This window comes from Sediminicoccus sp. BL-A-41-H5, assembly GCF_050632405.1.
In the GTDB taxonomy this organism is placed as follows: Bacteria; Pseudomonadota; Alphaproteobacteria; order Acetobacterales; family Acetobacteraceae; genus Roseococcus.
Genome location: NZ_CP192601.1, coordinates 1,027,950 through 1,044,701, shown reverse-complemented (window position 1 = coordinate 1,044,701; position 16,752 = coordinate 1,027,950). Strand labels below are relative to the sequence as shown.

Annotated in this window: 17 protein-coding genes and 1 tRNA gene; 3 read left to right on the top strand and 15 right to left on the bottom strand. The window is 72.3% G+C overall.

From position 1 onward, the window contains the following. Positions 1-39 precede the first annotated feature (39 nt). The 4 genes from ACQ860_RS05235 to ACQ860_RS05220 form a co-directional block, all read right to left on the bottom strand. The gene (locus tag ACQ860_RS05235) at positions 40-963 is read right to left on the bottom strand and encodes an isoaspartyl peptidase/L-asparaginase family protein (RefSeq protein ID WP_431302356.1); all 924 of its coding nucleotides are present in this window, start codon (positions 961-963) and stop codon (positions 40-42) included. An 18-nt stretch (positions 964-981) separates the two neighbouring features. Continuing rightward, a complete protein-coding gene (locus tag ACQ860_RS05230) occupies positions 982-1,968 on the bottom strand; it encodes a tripartite tricarboxylate transporter substrate binding protein (protein WP_431302355.1) in 987 nt (328 codons plus the stop codon). Positions 1,969-2,047: 79 nt separating this feature from the next. Continuing rightward, positions 2,048-3,022, bottom strand: a complete 975-nt coding sequence (locus tag ACQ860_RS05225; protein WP_431302354.1) for a tripartite tricarboxylate transporter substrate binding protein — start codon at positions 3,020-3,022, stop codon at positions 2,048-2,050. Between the two features lie 46 nt (positions 3,023-3,068). Next, positions 3,069-4,028 carry a tripartite tricarboxylate transporter substrate binding protein gene (locus ACQ860_RS05220; protein WP_431302353.1) on the bottom strand — a complete coding sequence of 320 codons (960 nt, stop codon included), beginning with the start codon at positions 4,026-4,028 and terminating at the stop codon, positions 3,069-3,071. A gap of 123 nt (positions 4,029-4,151) precedes the next feature. Here ACQ860_RS05220 and ACQ860_RS05215 point away from each other — a divergent pair, with 123 nt between their 5' ends. Further along, complete coding sequence (locus ACQ860_RS05215) at positions 4,152-4,763, top strand: histidine phosphatase family protein (protein ID WP_431302352.1); 612 nt, start codon at positions 4,152-4,154, stop codon at positions 4,761-4,763. A gap of 9 nt (positions 4,764-4,772) precedes the next feature. Here the strand turns inward: ACQ860_RS05215 and ACQ860_RS05210 are convergent, their stop codons facing one another. The 7 genes from ACQ860_RS05210 to infA all read right to left on the bottom strand — a co-directional run bounded on the left by ACQ860_RS05210 (position 4,773) and on the right by infA (position 8,408). Next, positions 4,773-5,348, bottom strand: a complete 576-nt coding sequence (locus tag ACQ860_RS05210; protein WP_431302351.1) for a hypothetical protein — start codon at positions 5,346-5,348, stop codon at positions 4,773-4,775. A gap of 80 nt (positions 5,349-5,428) precedes the next feature. Further along, positions 5,429-6,217 carry a transporter substrate-binding domain-containing protein gene (locus ACQ860_RS05205; RefSeq protein WP_431302350.1) on the bottom strand — a complete coding sequence of 263 codons (789 nt, stop codon included), beginning with the start codon at positions 6,215-6,217 and terminating at the stop codon, positions 5,429-5,431. Positions 6,218-6,240: 23 nt separating this feature from the next. Continuing rightward, positions 6,241-6,316, bottom strand: a tRNA-Phe gene (locus tag ACQ860_RS05200). Between the two features lie 51 nt (positions 6,317-6,367). Next, positions 6,368-6,538: a DNA gyrase inhibitor YacG gene (locus tag ACQ860_RS05195; protein WP_431302349.1), complete on the bottom strand. Its 171-nt coding sequence runs from the start codon at positions 6,536-6,538 to the stop codon at positions 6,368-6,370. Next, the gene (locus tag ACQ860_RS05190; RefSeq protein ID WP_431305723.1) at positions 6,531-7,589 is read right to left on the bottom strand and encodes a ribonuclease E/G; all 1,059 of its coding nucleotides are present in this window, start codon (positions 7,587-7,589) and stop codon (positions 6,531-6,533) included. The genes ACQ860_RS05195 and ACQ860_RS05190 overlap by 8 nt, the downstream gene beginning before the upstream one ends. Beyond that, the gene (locus ACQ860_RS05185; protein ID WP_431302348.1) at positions 7,589-8,176 is read right to left on the bottom strand and encodes a Maf family protein; all 588 of its coding nucleotides are present in this window, start codon (positions 8,174-8,176) and stop codon (positions 7,589-7,591) included. Before ACQ860_RS05185 ends, ACQ860_RS05190 begins: the two co-directional genes overlap by 1 nt. 13 nt (positions 8,177-8,189) lie before the next feature. After that, complete coding sequence (infA, locus tag ACQ860_RS05180) at positions 8,190-8,408, bottom strand: translation initiation factor IF-1 (protein WP_007003972.1); 219 nt, start codon at positions 8,406-8,408, stop codon at positions 8,190-8,192. A gap of 169 nt (positions 8,409-8,577) precedes the next feature. Here infA and ACQ860_RS05175 point away from each other — a divergent pair, with 169 nt between their 5' ends. Continuing rightward, positions 8,578-9,564 (top strand): MBL fold metallo-hydrolase, encoded by a 987-nt coding sequence (locus ACQ860_RS05175; RefSeq protein ID WP_431302347.1) that lies wholly within the window; start codon positions 8,578-8,580, stop codon positions 9,562-9,564. A gap of 61 nt (positions 9,565-9,625) precedes the next feature. On the opposite strand, the gene gltX is transcribed toward ACQ860_RS05175, so the two are convergent. Further along, positions 9,626-11,020 carry a glutamate--tRNA ligase gene (gltX, locus tag ACQ860_RS05170; protein WP_431302346.1) on the bottom strand — a complete coding sequence of 465 codons (1,395 nt, stop codon included), beginning with the start codon at positions 11,018-11,020 and terminating at the stop codon, positions 9,626-9,628. Positions 11,021-11,078: 58 nt separating this feature from the next. Between gltX and ACQ860_RS05165 the strand changes: the two genes are divergently transcribed. After that, positions 11,079-13,220, top strand: coding sequence for a ComEC/Rec2 family competence protein (locus tag ACQ860_RS05165; RefSeq protein WP_431302345.1), 2,142 nt, complete (start codon positions 11,079-11,081; stop codon positions 13,218-13,220). Between the two features lie 8 nt (positions 13,221-13,228). On the opposite strand, the gene ACQ860_RS05160 is transcribed toward ACQ860_RS05165, so the two are convergent. Genes ACQ860_RS05160 through ACQ860_RS05150 form a run of 3 tightly spaced genes read right to left on the bottom strand, consistent with a single transcriptional unit; the run spans position 13,229 to position 16,742 of the window. Then, on the bottom strand, positions 13,229-14,188 hold the full coding sequence (locus ACQ860_RS05160; protein WP_431302344.1) for a Bug family tripartite tricarboxylate transporter substrate binding protein: 960 nt from the start codon (positions 14,186-14,188) through the stop codon (positions 13,229-13,231). After that, entirely contained in the window at positions 14,185-15,741 is a 1,557-nt protein-coding gene (gene betC / locus ACQ860_RS05155; RefSeq protein ID WP_431302343.1) for a choline-sulfatase, read from the bottom strand. The genes ACQ860_RS05160 and betC overlap by 4 nt, the downstream gene beginning before the upstream one ends. A gap of 11 nt (positions 15,742-15,752) precedes the next feature. Further along, complete coding sequence (locus ACQ860_RS05150) at positions 15,753-16,742, bottom strand: zinc-dependent alcohol dehydrogenase (RefSeq protein ID WP_431302342.1); 990 nt, start codon at positions 16,740-16,742, stop codon at positions 15,753-15,755. Positions 16,743-16,752: the final 10 nt, after the last annotated feature.

Below are 16,752 nucleotides of genomic sequence, written 5' to 3'. Positions count from 1 at the left end.
GAGCACCCCGGCCGGAACCTCAGGTTCCGACGCCTCCGATCACGCCGCGTGGATGCCGGTGATGGGGGCTTCGCCCGCGCGCCAGAGGCCGCGATACATGCCCTCCGTGCCGAAGGGCAGGGCCGCGTTGCCCGCCGCATCCACCGCGATCAGGCCTCCGCGCCCGCCGGCTTCCGGCACGCGGCGCAGCGCCACCTCCTCGGCCGCCTCCGCGAGCGACTTCCCCGCGAGGCGCATCAGCGCCGAGATCTCATGCGCCGCCGCGCTGCGCATGAAGGCTTCGCCCGTGCCGGTGCAGGAGATGGCGACGTGCCGGTCGGCCCAGGTGCCGGCGCCGAGGATGGGCGTGTCGCCGACACGCCCGGCGCGCTTGTTGGTCATGCCGCCGGTGGACGTCGCCGCCGCCAGCGCGCCGTGCCGGTCGCGCGCCACGGCGCCGATCGTGCCCATCTTCGTCGCCACATCATGGTCCAGCGCCACCACCTGCGCCGCCTGCGCGGCGAGCAGCTGCGCGTGGCGATGCTCTGTCCGGAAATAGGCGGGGTCTTCCATCTGAAGCCTCTGCTGCGCGGCGAATTCATCCGCCGCCGCGCCCGCCAGCAGCACATGCGGGGTTTCGCGCATCACGGCCTGCGCGGCGAGGATCGGGTTGCGGATGCGCGTCACCCCCGTCACCGCGCCGGCCTCACCGCCGCTGGTCATCAGCGCGGCATCCATCTCGATGGTGCCGGCGGCGGTGAAGGTGCTGCCGCGCCCGGCGTTGAAGAGGGGACAATCCTCCAGGCTCATGGCCGCCGCCAGCACCGCCTCCTCCGCGCTGCCGCCGGCTTCCAGCACGGCGCCACCCGCCTGCAGCGCGGCGAGCAGGCCCGCGCGATAGGCGGCCTCCTTCCCGGGGGTGAGTTCGTCGTGCCGGATGGTGCCGGCGCCGCCATGGATGGCGAGGGTCCAGATGTCTTGCATGCAGGGAAGCTTACGCGGCTACCCGCCGGGGCGCAGCCCCAGCTCGCGCACCGTCGCGATCTCCTGCGCGTTCACCTGGATCACGTCATTCGCATAGGCCTCGCTGTCGAGGTAGCGCACGGGCATGTCGAAGCGGGCGAGCACGGCCAGATGCTGCGGGTCATGCACCGCGGCCTTGAAGGCGTCGTGCAGGATGTTGACGATGGCGGGCGGCGTGCCGCGCGGGGCCGCGATGCCATAGGCGCTCTCGGCCACCACGTCATGCCCCATCTCGCGGAAGGTGGGCACATCCGGGAAGCGCGCGGCGCGGGCTGACATCCAGAGCGCCAGCGGCCGCACGCGGCCCTCCAGCGCCATGTCGGCCCAGGCCGAGGTCTCGGCCGAGAAATGGATCTGCCCGGCGAGCAGGTTCTGCAGATTGGGCGCCGCACCCCGGAAGGGCACGGCGGTCCATTCGATGTTGAGCATGCGGGCGAGGCGCGTCATCCCCACATCGGTCGTGTTGGCGCCGGGCGTGCCGTAGAAGAATTTGCCCGGATTGGCGCGGGCGTCGTCCAGCAGGGCGCGCATGCTGCGCCAGGGCGCGTCGGGCCGCACCACCACGCCGCCCATGTAGCCCACCATGCGCAGCACCCAGGTGAAGTCCTGCATGGGGTCGAAGGGCGGCGTCATGCCCTGGGCGCGCATCATGGCCGGCATGCGGAAGACGCCATTGGGCATCTGGCTCAGCGTATAGCCATCGGGCCGCGCCTCGCGCGCCAGCGTCTGCGCGCCAAGCGTGCCTGACGCGCCGGGCTTGTTCTCGACGATGACGGGCTGGCCCAGATGGCGCGAGGCGATTTCGCAGACCATGCGCATCTGGATGTCGGTGGCGCCGCCCGGCGTCCAGGGCACGAAGACGCGCAGCGGCTTGTCGGGGAAGCGGGATTGCGCGAGCGCGAGGCCGGGCGCGGCCAAGGGGGCAGCCAAGCCGGTGATCAGGCTCGCGCGGCGCGTCAGATGCATGGGGGCGCTTCCTCCGTTTGGGGGAAGCCTGCGGGTTTTGGGCGAAGCGGCGCAACACACCGCCTCGCAGGTGCAGCAATCAGCTCAGACGGAGACCGAGCTGCTGGATGAGCCGCCGCTCCTCCTCCATCGTCTGGCGGACGAAGGCGGTGTAGTCGGCGCTGCTCTTGTAGTTGGGCTGCATGTCGAAACGCTCCAGCACCGCGACATGCGAGGGATCGTTCAGCGCCTCGCGGAAGGCGTCGTGCAGGACGCGCACCACGCCCGGGTCCATGTTCTTCGGGCCGGCCAGGCCGTAGGGGCTGATCGAGACGATGTCGATCCCGCTCTCCTTCAGCGTCGGCACATTGGGGAAGCGCTTGGCGCGGCTCTCGCCCCAGGTGGCCAGCACACGCACGCGGCCTTCCTCGGCCATCGGCACCCAGCCCGAGCTGTCGGCCGTGATCTGGATCTGGCCGCCCAGCAGGTTCTGCAGATTCTCGGCCACGCCACGGAAGGGGATATGCGTCCACTCGATGCGCTGCATCTGCGCGATCTGCTCCATCGTCAGATGGAGCGAGGTGCCGACACCGGGCGTGCCGTAGTTGAGCTTGCCCGGCTCGCGCCGCGCGGCGGCGATGAGGTCGGCGAGCGTCTGCCAGGGCGCGTCATTGCGGACCACGATGCCGAAGAGATAGCCGGTGACGTGGATCACATAGGTGAAGTCGGTCAGCGGATCGAAGAGGGCGCGGCTGTTGAGCAGCGGCTGGCGGAAGACGCTGATGGGCATCTGGCTCAGCGTGTAGCCATCGGGCGCCGCGGTGAGCAGCGCCTGGGCGCCCAGCACGCCGCCCGCCCCCGCGCGGTTCTCCACCACTATGGGCTGGCCGAGCCGGCGGGAGGCGGCCTCGCAATAGGCGCGCATCTGCACATCGGTGGTGCCGCCCGCACCCCAGGGAACGATCATGCGGATCGGCCGGTTGGGGAAGTTCTGCTGGGCATAGGCCGGCGCGGCCAAGGGTGCGGAGATCGCGGCGGCGCCGGGCAGGAGGAGGGCATGGCGGCGGGTGAGCATGGGCGGGCTTTCCTCGGCTGTTCTTGTGCCCGTCTATCGCCCCCGTTCAGTCCATCCGCAAGCCCAGGCGGCGCACGGCCGCACTCTCTTCGGCGTTGAGCCGCCTTGCGAAATCCGCATAGGCCTCGGGGTCCATGTAGCGCAGCGGCATGTCGAAGCGCTCCAGCGTCGCCACATGCTGCGGGTCGAACAGGGCGGGCTTCAGGCCGTCATGCAGGGCGCGGACCACGCCGGGGTCCATGCCCTTGGGCCCGGCCAGGCCGAAGGGGCTGTCGGAGACGATGTCGATGCCCACTTCGCGCAGCGTGCGGACATCCGGGAATCGCTTGGCGCGCTCGGCGCTCCAGACGATGAGGAGGCGGAAGCGCCCCTCCTGCACCATGGGCGCCCAGCCGGTGCTGTCGGCCACGCATTCGACCGAGCCCTGAAGCAGCGCCTGCGTCGTGTCGGCGCCGCCGCGGAAGGGGACGTGCAGGAACTCGATGCCGCGCTCGGCCGCGATGCGCTCCATGGTGATGTGGAGCGAGGACCCCACGCCGGGCGTGCCATAGCTGACCTTGCCCGGATTGGCCTTGGCAAAGTCCAGGAACTCCTCCCAGCTCCGGTAGCGGCTGTCGCTGCGCACCACCACGCCGAAGACATAGCCGGTGAGGTGGATCACCCAGGAGAAATCCGTCATCGGGTCGAAGGTCGGGCGGCGGGACATGGCGGGGATGCGGAAGATGGTCACCGGCATCTGGCCGATCAGGTGGCCATCGCCGCGCGGCTCCTGCGCGATCATGGCGGGGCCGAGCGTGCCCGAGGCGCCGGGCCGGTTCTCGACGATGACCGACTGCCCGAGGTTGCGGCCGGCGATCTCGGCCAGCACGCGCAGATGGGTGTCGGCCGAGCCGCCGGGCAGCCAGGGGATGACGAGGCGGATCGGCCGGTTGGGGAAACCTGGCTGCGCGAGGGCGGGAGTGGCGAGGGCGATCGGGGCGAGAAGGGCGGCGCGGCGGGAGAGCATGGCGTTTCCTGTTCTGGTTTGCGCGCAGCATGGCAGGGCGAGGCGCCGCCGGTCCATCAAATCGGCTTGCCCGGCTGCCGGCCTGCGGCTAAGCGGCGGCGTGCCCGAAATGGAGAGATTTTCATGCAACGTCGCGCCCTGGCGGCCGCCTTCCTCGCCGCGCCCTTGGTCGCCCGCGCGCAGGGCTTCGCCTTCATCCCCGACGAGACGCTGCTGCCGCTGCTGCGGGCGGGCGGGCTGAACCTCTATGTCCGCCACGGCATCACCGATCGCAGCCAGGTGGATACCGGAAGGCGGGGCGACCGCGCCGGGCAGCGCAACCTGAGCGAGGCCGGGCGCCAGCAGGCGACGCGGCTCGGCCAGGCGTTCCGCGTGCTGGACATCCCCGTGCAGGAGGTGCTGACGAGCGAGGTGTTTCGCGCGCAGGACACGGCCGAGCTGGCCTTCGGCCGCGCCCGCGTGCGTGTCGAGCGCGACCTGATCGCCGATGACTATACGCCGGGCAATGCGATGGATGACGCGCGTGCCGTCTCCCGCCGGCTGGCGCAGCCCATCCCGGGGGGCAACCGCGTCATGGTGGGCCACATCGTGCCGCTGGGCATGATCCTGGGGCGCGGCCTCGCGCAGCAGGAATTCCCGGAAGGCGCGGCCGGCGTGTTCCGGCCGCGCGGCGGGGATTGGGAGTTCCTGGGCTTTTTCCGGGCCGAGCAGCTCATCGCGCTTGCCCGGCTGTGACGCCCGGCCTCAGCCGGTCGTGTGAAAGCTGTGCGCCAGTTCGCGCAGCAGCGTGTTCTCGCGCTCCGAGATGGGCGAGGTGAGGCCGAGGAAGCTGCCCGTCGCCGCCGCCACCTTGTGCGCCTGGGCCAGCACGCTGGCCTCCAGCGAGCGGCGTTCCTCCGGCGGCAGCGTCCGGGTCAGCGCCGCCACATAGTCCTTCCAGGCCTGGAAGAGCTCGGGGGCGGGGCGGCTGTGCAGCCAGGCCTCCAGCAGCTCCAGCGCGGGGCCGCCCTGCTGCAGCCCGGCCTGCTGCGCGCCGGCGAGCACGGCACGGCGTTCCTCGGTGGAGATCGCCCCATCCGCCCAGGCGACCAGCACCATGGGCACGAGGGTGAGGGCGGCCAGCGTGCCCGTGCCGATCTGCAGCGCCATGAGGCGGGCGATCACCGCCTCATCCACGATGCCGGTGGCGGCCATCAGCGCCTCGCGGCGGAACTTCTCCGCATCGGCCTGGAGCATGCGCTGGCGCAGCGCCTCATTGTGGCGGGCGAAGAAGGCCTCCTCCAGCCCGGCGCGGCGGCTGGCGAGAATGCTGTCGGACATGGCGGTTCCTCCTTGTGGTCCGGAGGCCATGTTATCGCGGGGCGGGATGGCGCTGTGTTATGATCTGGCGCAAGGGCGGCTCAGCCCGGCTGCACGACCGTGGCGAGGCGTACGCCGTGCCGCGCCATGGACTGCGCGATGAAGCCCGAGCGCGTCATCTCCGCGATGAAGGCGCGCAGCCAGGCCAGCGCCGCCGGATCACGGCCCCCGGCCAGGCCCATGGCATAGGGCACGGCGTGGAAGCGGCCGGGCAGCAGGCGCAGGCCACCGAAGCGGAGCGAATCGGCCTCCAGCTGCTGGCGCACCCCGGCCGCGACATCGATGTTCTGGCGCAGGAACTCCTCCACCACGCGCGGCGAGGTGGCGACGCGCACCAGCGTCGCGTCGCGGATCTCGCGGCGGAGGAAGATGTCGTAGACGCTGTTGAACCCCACGGCGATGCGGATGCCGCGCTGGTCCACCTGGTCATTCTCGGTGATGGGCGAATGCTCGCGCACCAGGAAGGTGCCCTCGACCTCGAGGAAGGGCGGCGTCAGCTCCACGCCCTGGCCGCGCGTGGCATCCACCGCGAAGAAGCCGACATCCCCCTCCTCGCCGCGGAGGAGTTCGATGGTCCGCGCGGCCGAGGCGACCACGATCAGCTCGACGGGCAAGGCAAGGCGGCTGGCGAGTTCACGCACCAGGTCCACGCCCAGCCCATAGGGGTCCGTCTCGCGCGGGCGGCGGTTGGCGAAGAGCGGATTGCCGACATTGATCACCGCGCGCAGCGTGCCGGTGGGGGCCATCTGCCGGGCGATGGCGATGGTGTCCTGAGCGCGGGCGGCGGGTGCTGCGGCGAGGAGGGCGAGGGCGGTCCGGCGGGCGATCATGCACGGCCTCGCGCGAGGGGGGATGGTGCCCGGGGGCGGAATCGAACCACCGACACTGCGATTTTCAGTCGCATGCTCTACCAACTGAGCTACCCGGGCGCGCTTGGTGGGCGGGTGATAGCGAAGCGGGCGGGGCCTGTCCAGCCGGGGTCAGCGTTCTTCTTCCTGATCCTCGGGGTCGACGGCGGGGACCGTGTAGCTTTCCGTCAGCCAGCGGCCGAGATCCACCTGGCGGCAGCGCTCGGAGCAGAAGGGCTGCGGGCCTTTCTGGCCCGGCACGCGGGGCGGGACGGGGCGGCGGCAGATCGGGCAATCAGGCATGGGCGATCCCGGGGGTGGGGGCGGGGCGCAGCGCCAGCGGGTGGCCGGCGCGTTCGGTGAATTCGGCGAGCGCCCCGGGCAGGGCTTCCAGCGCGGCGAGAATGGCGGGCGGCGCCTCCAGGGCCAGGCGTTGGCCCGGGCTCGCGGCCGATTCGCGCATGGCCTGGCGCAGCAAGGCGAGGCCGGCGGCCAGGGCACGGTCGGCCAGCACCTCGTGCAGCGGCGGATGGATGCGGGCGCGGCGCAGCTCGAACAGGCCGAGCGGGCCGAGGCCGAGACATTGCGTCAGCCCATCCGGGCCGCAGGCGCTGCGCAGATCCGGTTCGAGTGCCGCGCGCTGCTTCACCGAGAGGCCGGCGAGGTCGAGCAGGATGGGGCCGGCGAGGTCGCGCAGGCGAAGCTGGCGTGCGAATTCGGCGATGGCCCGGCGATTCACCTCGCGCGGGTCGGCGCCGCCGGAATCCACATCCACGGCGGTGAGCGCAGGCAGGGGAGAGAAGATCAGGCGGCCGCCCCCGGCCAGATCCCAAACCGGTTCGGCGAGGCGGGCCACCTCGTCTTCCAGCCCGGAATCGAAGGCCTCGGGGTGAAGCAGCACGCGCGTCGCGCCGAGCGCCCCGCGCAGCCGCGCGGCTTCGCCGGGCTCGTCGGTCACGATGCGTGCCTCGGGGTGGCTGGCGGCCCAGCGGAGCGCGGCGTCGGGGCCGCGGGCGATCAGGGCCAGGGCGCCGGGCGATTGTGGCGTGCGGGCGGAAAGGCGCGGGCCCTTGCCGCCCTGGCCGGCGCGGGTAACGCGCAAGGTCAGGATCGTGCCCTCGGGCGGGAGCTTGCGGCCCTCGCACTCGCTTTCGGGGAGGAAGCCGTTCTCCCCCTCCGGCAGGGCCACGAAGGCGCCGGCCAGCGCCGGCATGGCGGCCGCGATTCGTCCGCGCAGGATGTCGCCCACGCCATCGGGGCGGGCGGGGCGTTCGCAGCGATAGGCGAGGAGCGCGCCATCGCGCAGCAGCGCCACCCGCCGCTCGCCGGGCGAGCGGGAGAGGCGGATCTGCATCACGGCCTGAGCCAGCCGCAGCCGCGGAGAAGCTGCGCCGTCTCGAAGAGCGGCAGGCCCACCACGTTGGAATGGCTGCCCGAGAGGAAGCGGACGAACATCTCGGCCGCCCCCTGGATGGCATAGCCGCCCGCCTTGCCCCGCCATTCGCCGGATTCGACGTAAGCCTCCATCTGCTGGTCGGTCAGGCGCTGGAAGGCGAGGATGGTGCTGACCAGCCGGTGCGTCACGCGGCCATCGGCGTGGCGCAGCGCGACGCCCGTATGAACCTGGTGCCGCCGGCCGGAGAGAAGTTCGAGGAAGCGCCGCGCCTCGGCGGCATCGGCGGGCTTGCCCAGGATGCGGCGGCCCAGGCCCACCACCGTGTCGGCCGCCAGGACAAGCGCGCCGGGCGCATCCGCCGCCTCGGCCTTGGCGCGGGCGAGGCGGAGCGCCAGTTGGCGTGGCAGCTCGGCGCGTCTGGGCGTCTCATCAATGTCGGTGGGGGCCACGCGATCGGGCACGATGCCGATGCGCGCCAGCAGCTCGATCCGGCGCGGGCTGGCGGAAGCGAGGACCAGCGGTGGCCGCTCGCCTGGATTCGTCACGATGGGAGCCGGCTTACTTGAAGCGGAAGGTGATGCGGCCCTTGGTCAGGTCATAGGGCGTCATCTCGACATTCACCCGGTCCCCCGCGAGGACGCGGATGCGGTTCTTGCGCATCTTCCCCGAGGTGTGGGCAAGCACCATGTGCTCATTGTCCAGCTTCACGCGGAACATCGCGTTGGGCAGAAGTTCAACGACCTGGCCGCTGAACTCGATCATATCCTCTTTCGACATCAGATTCCTTTGGTGGGCTCTGTCCGGGGCGCATGGGGATGCGCCGCGGGCAACCCCCGGCGCTGGTGGGCCGCTGAATGCGCCCGGAATGAAGCAACGTCAAGCTTTGGCGGGATGGACGCGCGCGGCGCGCCAGGTTCAAGCTGGTGAAAACAGGGGGGAACGCGCCATGGCGCTGGTGGCTGCCGAGCGGATCGAGATCCAGGTGCTGGTGGACAATGTGCTGGACATGCTCTCCAGCACGCCGCGCTTCGTGACGCGGGAGACGCAGCAACTCCTCCGCCGGGGGATGAAGCGGACCACGGGCGGCGCGCTGTGCTGCGCGAGCCATGGGCTCTCGCTGCTGGTCACGGCGCATGGGCCGGGCGGGGCGCGGACCATGCTGTTCGATGGCGGGCCGGTGGACATGACCTTCGCGCGCAACACGGAGCGGCTGGGCGTGGATTTCGCGGGCATTGACGCCGCGATGCTGAGCCACGGCCATTGGGACCATGCGGGCGGGCTGCCCCAGGCCCTGGCGATGATCCAGGCGGCGACACCGGGGCGGCGCGTGCCGCTCTACCTGCATCCCGGCATGTTCCGCGAGCGGGGGATGCGCCAGGGCGATGGCGGCGTGCTGCCGATGGACTACATCCCGACCCCTGCCCAATGGGCGGAAATGGGGGCGGAGCCCGTGGTGACGGCCGAGGCGCGTCTGGCGCTGGATGACCTGTTCTACGTCAGCGCCGAGATCCCGCGCGTCACACCCTATGAGCGCGGCCTGCCCGGCCAGGTGGCGCGGGATGCGGAGGGCGCGCCCTGGGTCGCGGATGAGGCGCTGATGGATGAACGCTTCCTCGCGGTGCGGTTGGCGGGCAAGGGCATCGTGGTGTTCTCGGCCTGCTCGCATGCGGGTGTCGTGAACGTCCTGCATGCGGCCCGCGCCGCCTTTCCGGGGGAGAATCTGTTCGCGGTGATGGGCGGCTTCCACCTCTCGGGCGAGAACGAGAAGATCATCCCCGAGACGGTGGCCGACATCGCGGGCTTCGACCTGCCGCTGGTGATCCCGGCGCATTGCACCGGCTGGCGCGCGGTGAACGCGCTGGAGCGTGCGATGGGGGAGCGCGTGGTGCCGGCGGCGGTGGGGAAGCTGTTCACGCTGACGGCGGGGATGTGACGTTGCCGCAGGGGTCCGGGGAGCCCGTGGCTCCCCGGCGGCGTCCAAGGGGCGGAGCCCCTTAGGCGGCCGCGGCCAGAATCCGCGCCAGCGCCTCGTCCCGCCCCAGGGCAAACAGGGTCACGTCGATCGGCGGAGACATGGTGCTGCCGGTCAGCGCCACGCGCAGCGGCTGGGCCACGTCCTTGAGCTTGATGCCTTTCACATCGGCATAGTCGCGCAGCCAATGTTCCAGGTCGGCCTTTTCCCAGGGCGCGGCGGAAAGGAATTCGGCGAGGTCGGCCAGCCGCGCCTTGGCGTCGGCCGTCAGCAGGGCCGCGGATTTCGCATCCGGCTCCGGCGCGCCGTCGGTCACGGCGAAGGCGGCGCTGGCGGCGAGTTCGGCCAGGTTCTTCGCGCGCTCCTGCAAGGCGGGCAGCAGGATCTGCAGGCGGGCGATCTTCTCCGTGCCGAAGAGCTCACCCTGGGCCTGCAGGCGGTGCAGCACATCGGGCAGCAGCGCGGCGGGGTCGGCCTGGCGCAGATAGACGCCGTTCACATGCTCCAGCTTCTTGTAATCCATGCGGGAGGCGGCGCGGCCGACATCCTTGAGATCGAAGATCTGCTCGGCGCGGGCGCGGGGGATGATTTCCTCATCGCCATGGCCCCAGCCCAGGCGCAGCAGGTAGTTGCAGACAGCCTCGGGCAGCAGGCCCTGGTCGCGGAAATCGAGCACGGAGACGGCGCCGTGCCGCTTGCTGAGCTTGGCGCCGTCCGCCCCGTGGATGAGCGGGATGTGGCCGAAGCGCGGGCGGTGCCAGCCCATCGCGTCATAGACCATGCATTGGCGGAAGGTGTTGGTCAGGTGGTCATCGCCGCGGATGACGTGGGTGATGCCCATGTCGTGGTCGTCCACCACCACGGCGTGCAGATAGGTGGGCGTGCCGTCGGAGCGCAGGATGATCATGTCATCCAGCTCGGTGTTCGCGACGGTGACCGTGCCCTGCACTTGGTCTTCCACCATGGTCTCACCATCGCGCGGCGCCTTCAGGCGGATGGCGAAGGGCTTGCCGGCTTCCGCGGGGCCGGGCTCGCGGTCGCGCCAGGTGCCGTCGTAGCGGGGCGGGCGCTTCTCGGCGAGGGCGCGCTCGCGCATCGCGACGAGTTCCTCGGGGGTTTCGTAGGCGCGGTAGGCCTTTCCGGCGGCGAGCAGCTGGTGCGCGACCTCGGCGTGGCGGGCCTCGCGCTGCGACTGGAAGACGGGCGGCTCATCCGGCGAGAGGCCGAGCCAGGCGAGGGATTCGAGGATCTGGTCCACCGCCTCCTGCGTGCTGCGGGCGCGGTCCGTGTCCTCGATGCGCAGCAGGTAGGCGCCGCCATGCCGGCGGGCGAAGAGCGCGTTGAAGAGCGCGGTGCGGGCGCCACCGATGTGCAGGTAGCCGGTGGGCGAGGGGGCGAAGCGGGTGCGAACGGTCATGCCCCTTCATATCACGGCGCTGGACGGCGGGTGAGGGGTGGTGCTCCCTTGCTTGTGCATGGATGCCGCGACTCAACCCTGGGTGATCCGCCGCCTGGAGGGCGAGGTGGGGCGGCTCGCGCTCTGGTTGCCGGTGGCGCTGGGCGCGGGGGTGCTGCTCTATTTCGCGTGGCGCTTCGAGCCGCCGCTCTGGTGGGGGCTGGCGGGGCTGGTGCCGGGTGCGCTGGCGCTGTGGGTCCGGGCCGCACGGCCGCTGCTGGCCTGGGGCTTCGCTCTGCTGACGGCGGTGGCGGCGGGCTTCGCGCTCACGGCCTGGCATGCGGGGCGTGCCGCGCCGGTGCTGGAACTGCCGCGCGGCGCGGTACAGCTCACCGGGACGGTTGTGGAGGTGGACCCGCTGCCGGGCGGGCTGCGCCTGACGCTGGCGGGCGCGCGCTGGGCCGAGGGGATGCCGCCCGCGGCCCGGCTGATCCGTGTCCGGCTGCGCGGCAACGACCCGGCGCGGCCGGAGCCCGGCGATGCGGTGAGCCTGCGCGCCCTGCTGCGCCCGCCCGCGCCGCCGGCCTATCCCGGGGCGTGGGACTTCCAGCGCGCCGCCTTCTTCGAGGGGCTTGGCGGCTCGGGCTTCGCGCTGGGCCCGCTGGAGATCACGGCGCAGGGTGGCGCGGCGCCACCGCTCTCGGGCTTGCGCGCGCGGATCGAGGCGCGGGTGATGGCCGCACTCCCGGGCCCGGACGGCGCGATCGCGGCCGCGCTGCTGACCGGCGGGCAGAGCGGCATCCCGCCCGAGGCGATGCAGGCCATGCGGGATTCCGGCCTGGCGCATCTGCTCTCCGTCTCCGGGCTGCACATCGCGATCGTGATGGGGCTGGTCTTCGCCGTGGTCCGGGGCGGGCTGGCGCTCTGGCCGGGCTTCGCGCTGCGCTTCGGCACCAAGCCCTGGGCGGCTGTGGCCGCACTTGTGGCGGGCGGCTTCTACATGGTGCTGACGGGCAGCCAGGTGCCCATGCAACGCAGCTTCGCCATGGCGGCGCTGGTCACGCTGGCATTGCTGGCCGGGCGGCGCGCGCTGAGCCCGCGCGTGCTGGCCTTCGCGGCGCTGGTGGTGCTGCTGGTGCAGCCGGCCGCGCTTCTCGGCCCCTCCTTCCAGATGAGCTTCGCCGCCGTGCTGGCGCTGATCGCGGGTTTCGAGGCCGCACGGCCCTGGCTGATGCGGGGCGGCGCGCCGCGCCCGCTCTGGCAGCGCGGCCTCCTGCTCTTGGCGGGCACGGTGCTGACCTCGGTGATCGCGGGCCTCGCCACCACGCCCTTCGGCCTGCACCATTTCGGCCGGGTGCAGGTCTATGGCGTCGCGGCCAATGCGCTGGCCGTGCCGCTGACGAGCTTCCTCGTCATGCCCGCCGGGATGGCGGCGCTGCTGCTGATGCCGTTCGGCGCGGAGGGCGCGGCGCTGGCGGTCATGGGCTGGGGCATCGCCGGCATCCTCGCCGTCGCGCGCTGGGTCGCGGCCTGGCCCGGGGCGGCGCTGGCCGTCGCACCCTTGCCGGGCGCGGCGCTGGCGGTGCTGGCCTTCGGCATCTGCTGGCTCTGCCTCTGGCGCCGGCGATGGCGGCTGCTGGGCTTGGTGCCGATGGCGCTCGGCCTCGCGGCCTGGGGCTTCGTGCAGCTGCCGGCGGCACTCGCCGCATCGGATGGCCGGCTCTTCGCCTTCCAGGTGGCGGGCGAGGTGTTTCTCGAGCGTCGCCCCGGCGCCGCGCGCTTCACCGGCGAGGCCTGGCTGCGCGGCCTGGGCGACGAGGCCGCCACACCCTTGCCGGGTGAGGGCGAGCTGGCCGCGGGGCGCATCGCCTGCACGCCCGCCTCCTGCCTGCTGCGCGACGATGCCGGCGCGCCCGCCATCCTGCTGCTGCGCCCACCGCCCCCGCCGCGCGGCCAGCGCCCGGCGCCCGATTTCCGCCGCGGCCCGCATCCTGCCTGCGGCACGGCGCCCGTGATCCTCTCGCCCGAGCCGGTGCGGGGCGATTGCCCGGGCAGCGTGGTGGTGGATCGCTTCGCCGTCTGGCGCGATGGCGCGCATGCGGTGTGGCTCGACCCGCCGCGGGTGGTCTCGGACCGGGCGTGGCGCGGCGACCGCCCCTGGGTGCCGCCGCGCCCGACGCCACGCGGCGTGGGGCAGGAGCCGCTGGCCGAGACGGAGTGAGGCGCGCCTCAGTCCAGCCGGGCGCCCACCGCGCGGGCGATCGCGCCGAGGCGTTCCGTATCGGCGGCCAGCAGCCGGCCGAGCGCCTCCGGCCCTGTCGCCTGCACCTGCACCCCCTGCTCGGCCATCCCCGCGCGCAGGGCGGGGCGGGAGGTGACCTCCATCAGGGCGGCGCTGAGCTGCGCGAGGACGGGCGGCGGCACGCGCACCGGGGCGAAGAAGGCGAACCAGGTGGTCGCGTCATAGCCCGGCACCGTCTCCGCGATGGCCGGCAGCTCCGGCAGGGCGGCCAGGCGCTGCGGGGTGGAGATGCCGAGCAGCCGCACCTGCCCCTGGCGGCCGCGGGCGATGGCGGCATGCGCGCTGTCCAGATGCAGGTCCACCCGGCCGGCGATGAGATCGGGCACCGGCGTCCCGCGATAGGGCACGTGCAGCAGGCGGATGCCGGCCTCGCGCTGCAGCAGCTCCATCGCGAGATGGATCGGCGTGCCATTGCCCGGCGTGGCGTAGGTGATGGCGCCCGGCCTGGCGCGCGCCGCCGCCAGCAGCGCGGCCATGCTGGTGATCTCGTTCTGCGCCCCCGAGGTCAGCACCAGCGGCACATGGCCGAGCAGGCTGAGCGGCGCGAAATCCTTCAGCGGATCGAAGCTGAGGTTCGGCATGACCGCCGGCGCCGAGGCGATCGCGGCCGAGGTGAAGAGGATGGTGTGGCCATCCGGCGCGGCGGTGGCGACGGCGGCGGTGCCGATGGTGGAGCCGGCGCCGGGCCGCGTCTCGATCACCACGGCCTGGCCCAGTGCCTCGGAGAGCGGGGTGACGATCATGCGCGCCGTCACATCCATGGCCGCACCGGGCGGGAAGGGGATGATGATGCGCACCGGCCGGTTCTGCAGGGTTTGCGCACCCGCCTTGACGGCCGGGGCCAGCGCGGCGCCGGCGAGGATGAGCGTGCGGCGGTTCAGGCTCATGACTTGTCCTCCTTCTTGCGGGGGAGGTCGGGCGGCACCGGCGCGCGATAGGGCAGGCGCGAGCGGATCTTGGTCAGCGTCGGGCTGTCCCCGCTGCGGACATATTGCTTCGCGGCGTCGCTGGGCGGCTGCCAGTCCCAGGGCGGGCGGCGGCCATGGCCCAGCGCCTCGCGCAGCATGTGCCGCCGCGCCTGGCTCTCGCGCGCGGTCCGGTCCACGCAGGCCACGTCCCAGTGGGCATGGATGGCCGCGATCATCGCGGCCACCTCCTCGGCGTGCCCGGGCAGCTTCGCGAGGTCGCGCGCCTCATGCGGGTCGGCCGCGAGGTCGAAGAGCTGCGGCCCGTGCGTCCGGCTCCAGATCATCTTGCGATGGCCGCGGCGCAGCATGAACCAGGGTTCGTCGCAGCCCTCGGCGGTGTATTCGCAGAGTACGTCGCTGGGCCAGTCGGTGGCCGTGCCATGCGCCAGCGGCTGCAGGTCATGCCCCTCGAAGGCCGTTGCGCGCGGGCCATCCGCCGCCTGGGCCAGGATGGTGGGGGCGAGGTCGAGCAGCGAGGTGTTCTCCTCGCGCGACGCCCCCTCCGGCCAGCCGGGCCCGGCGATGATGAGCGGCACGCGGACCGAGCCCTCGAAGAGGCACATCTTGAACCACATGCCGCGCTCGCCCAGCATCTCGCCGTGATCGGCGGTGAAGATCACGACGGTGTTCTCATCGAGGCCGGCCGCCTTCAGCGTGGCCATGAGCTGGCCGAGCTTGTCGTCGATGTAGCTCGTCATCGCGTAATAGGCGTGGCGCGCGTCGCGCAGCCGGTCGGGCGTGATGTCGTGCTCGTCGCAGCGCGTCAGCAGGTAGTGGCGCTGGCTGCGGCCATCCTGCTCCTCGAAGGGGATGGGGCCCACCGCAGGCATGTCGATCTCGGCCGGATCGTAGCGGTCCCAGTATTCCTGCGTGGTGACGAAGGGGTTGTGCGGATGCGTGAAGGAGACGGTGAGGAAGAAGGGCCGCTTGTCCTCGTCGCGCGCCAGGTCGAACAGCTTGCGGTTGGCGGCGAAGGCCACCTCCTCGTCATAGTCGAGCTGCAGGCTGCGCGTGCAGAGCCCGGCCTCCACCACGCCCAGCAGGCTCATCCGCGCGCCGGAGACGGGCGGGTTGGAGGACCAGTCGGGCGTCCAGGTGAAGTCGGAGGGGTAGATGTCGGTGGTGATGCGCTCCTCATAGCCATGCAGCTGGTCCGGCCCCACGAAATGCATCTTGCCGGCGAGGATGGTGCGATACCCCTCCATGCGCAGGTGATGCATGAGCGTGGGCGTGGAGGAGGGGAAATCCGCGCCATTGTCGAAGGCCCCGATGCTGGTGGCGCGCTGGCCCGTCAGCATGGAGGCGCGCGAGGGCGCGCAGATCGGGAAATTGCAATAGGTGTTGCCGAAGACCGTGCCGCGCGCGGCGAGCGCATTGATGTGCGGCGTCTTCGCGACCGCATTGCCATAGGCGGGCAGCACGCCGGCGGTGAGCTGGTCGGCCATGACGAGGATGATGTTGGGCTTGCGCATGGAAGGCTCCGTCACGGGATGAGAACCAGCTTCGCCGCCGCGACGCGGCCGGCATCAATGTCGGCGACCGCCGCCGCACCCTCGGCGAGGGGGCGCGTCTCCAGCCAGTCCAGCGCGCCGAAGCGGCCGCCGATGAGCAGCGCGACCACGGTGCGGAATTCGGCGGGCGTGTAGCAATAGGTGCCGGTGAGGGTGATCTCCTGCAGCGTGATCCGCCGCACGTCGAGGCCATCCGCGCCCGGCAGCAGGCCGGCATGGACGATGACGCCGCCGGGCCGCGCGATGCGGCAGGCGGCGGCGCGGGTGGCGGCATGGCCGACCGCGTCGAGGATGAGGTCCGCGCTGCCATCCTCCGGCCCGTCTTCCGGCGCGCGGGCGAGTGCGATGCCCGCGCGCAGCGCCGTCTCGCGCCGGGCCGGGTTGGGTTCGATCAGCCAGACCTCGCCCGCGCCCGCCTGGCGCAGCACCAGCGCGCAGGCGAGGCCGATGGCGCCCCCGCCCAGCACCAGGCAGCGCGCGCCGGGCAGTGGGCGGCCCAGCAGCCGCGCGCCGTGATGCACCGCGTGATAGGCGACGGCGATGGGCTCGGCGAGTGCGGCGTGCTGCGCGGGCATCGCCTCGGGAATGACGCAGAGATTCTCGATGGGCGCGCGCACCCATTCGGCGAAGGCGCCGGGGCGCGGCGGCATGGAGAGGATCTCGCGCCGCGGCGAGAGATGCGGGCGCCCTTCGCGTGCGAAGGCGCAATCCGCCGGCACCCAGAGCGGGTTCACGGCCACGCGTTGCCCGGCGAGCGGCCCGTCCAGCACGCGGCCCGCCGCCTCATGGCCCAGGATGATCGGCGTGGGGCGGCGCGCATCATGGCCATGGATGGCGTGCATGTCGGAGCCGCAGATGCCCACCGCCTCCACCCGCACCAGCGCCTCGCCCGCGCGCGGCTCGGGTTGCGGCTCGTCGCGATAGACGAGGGTGTTGGGGGCGGTCTGGACCAAGGCTTTCATTGGAGGGCTT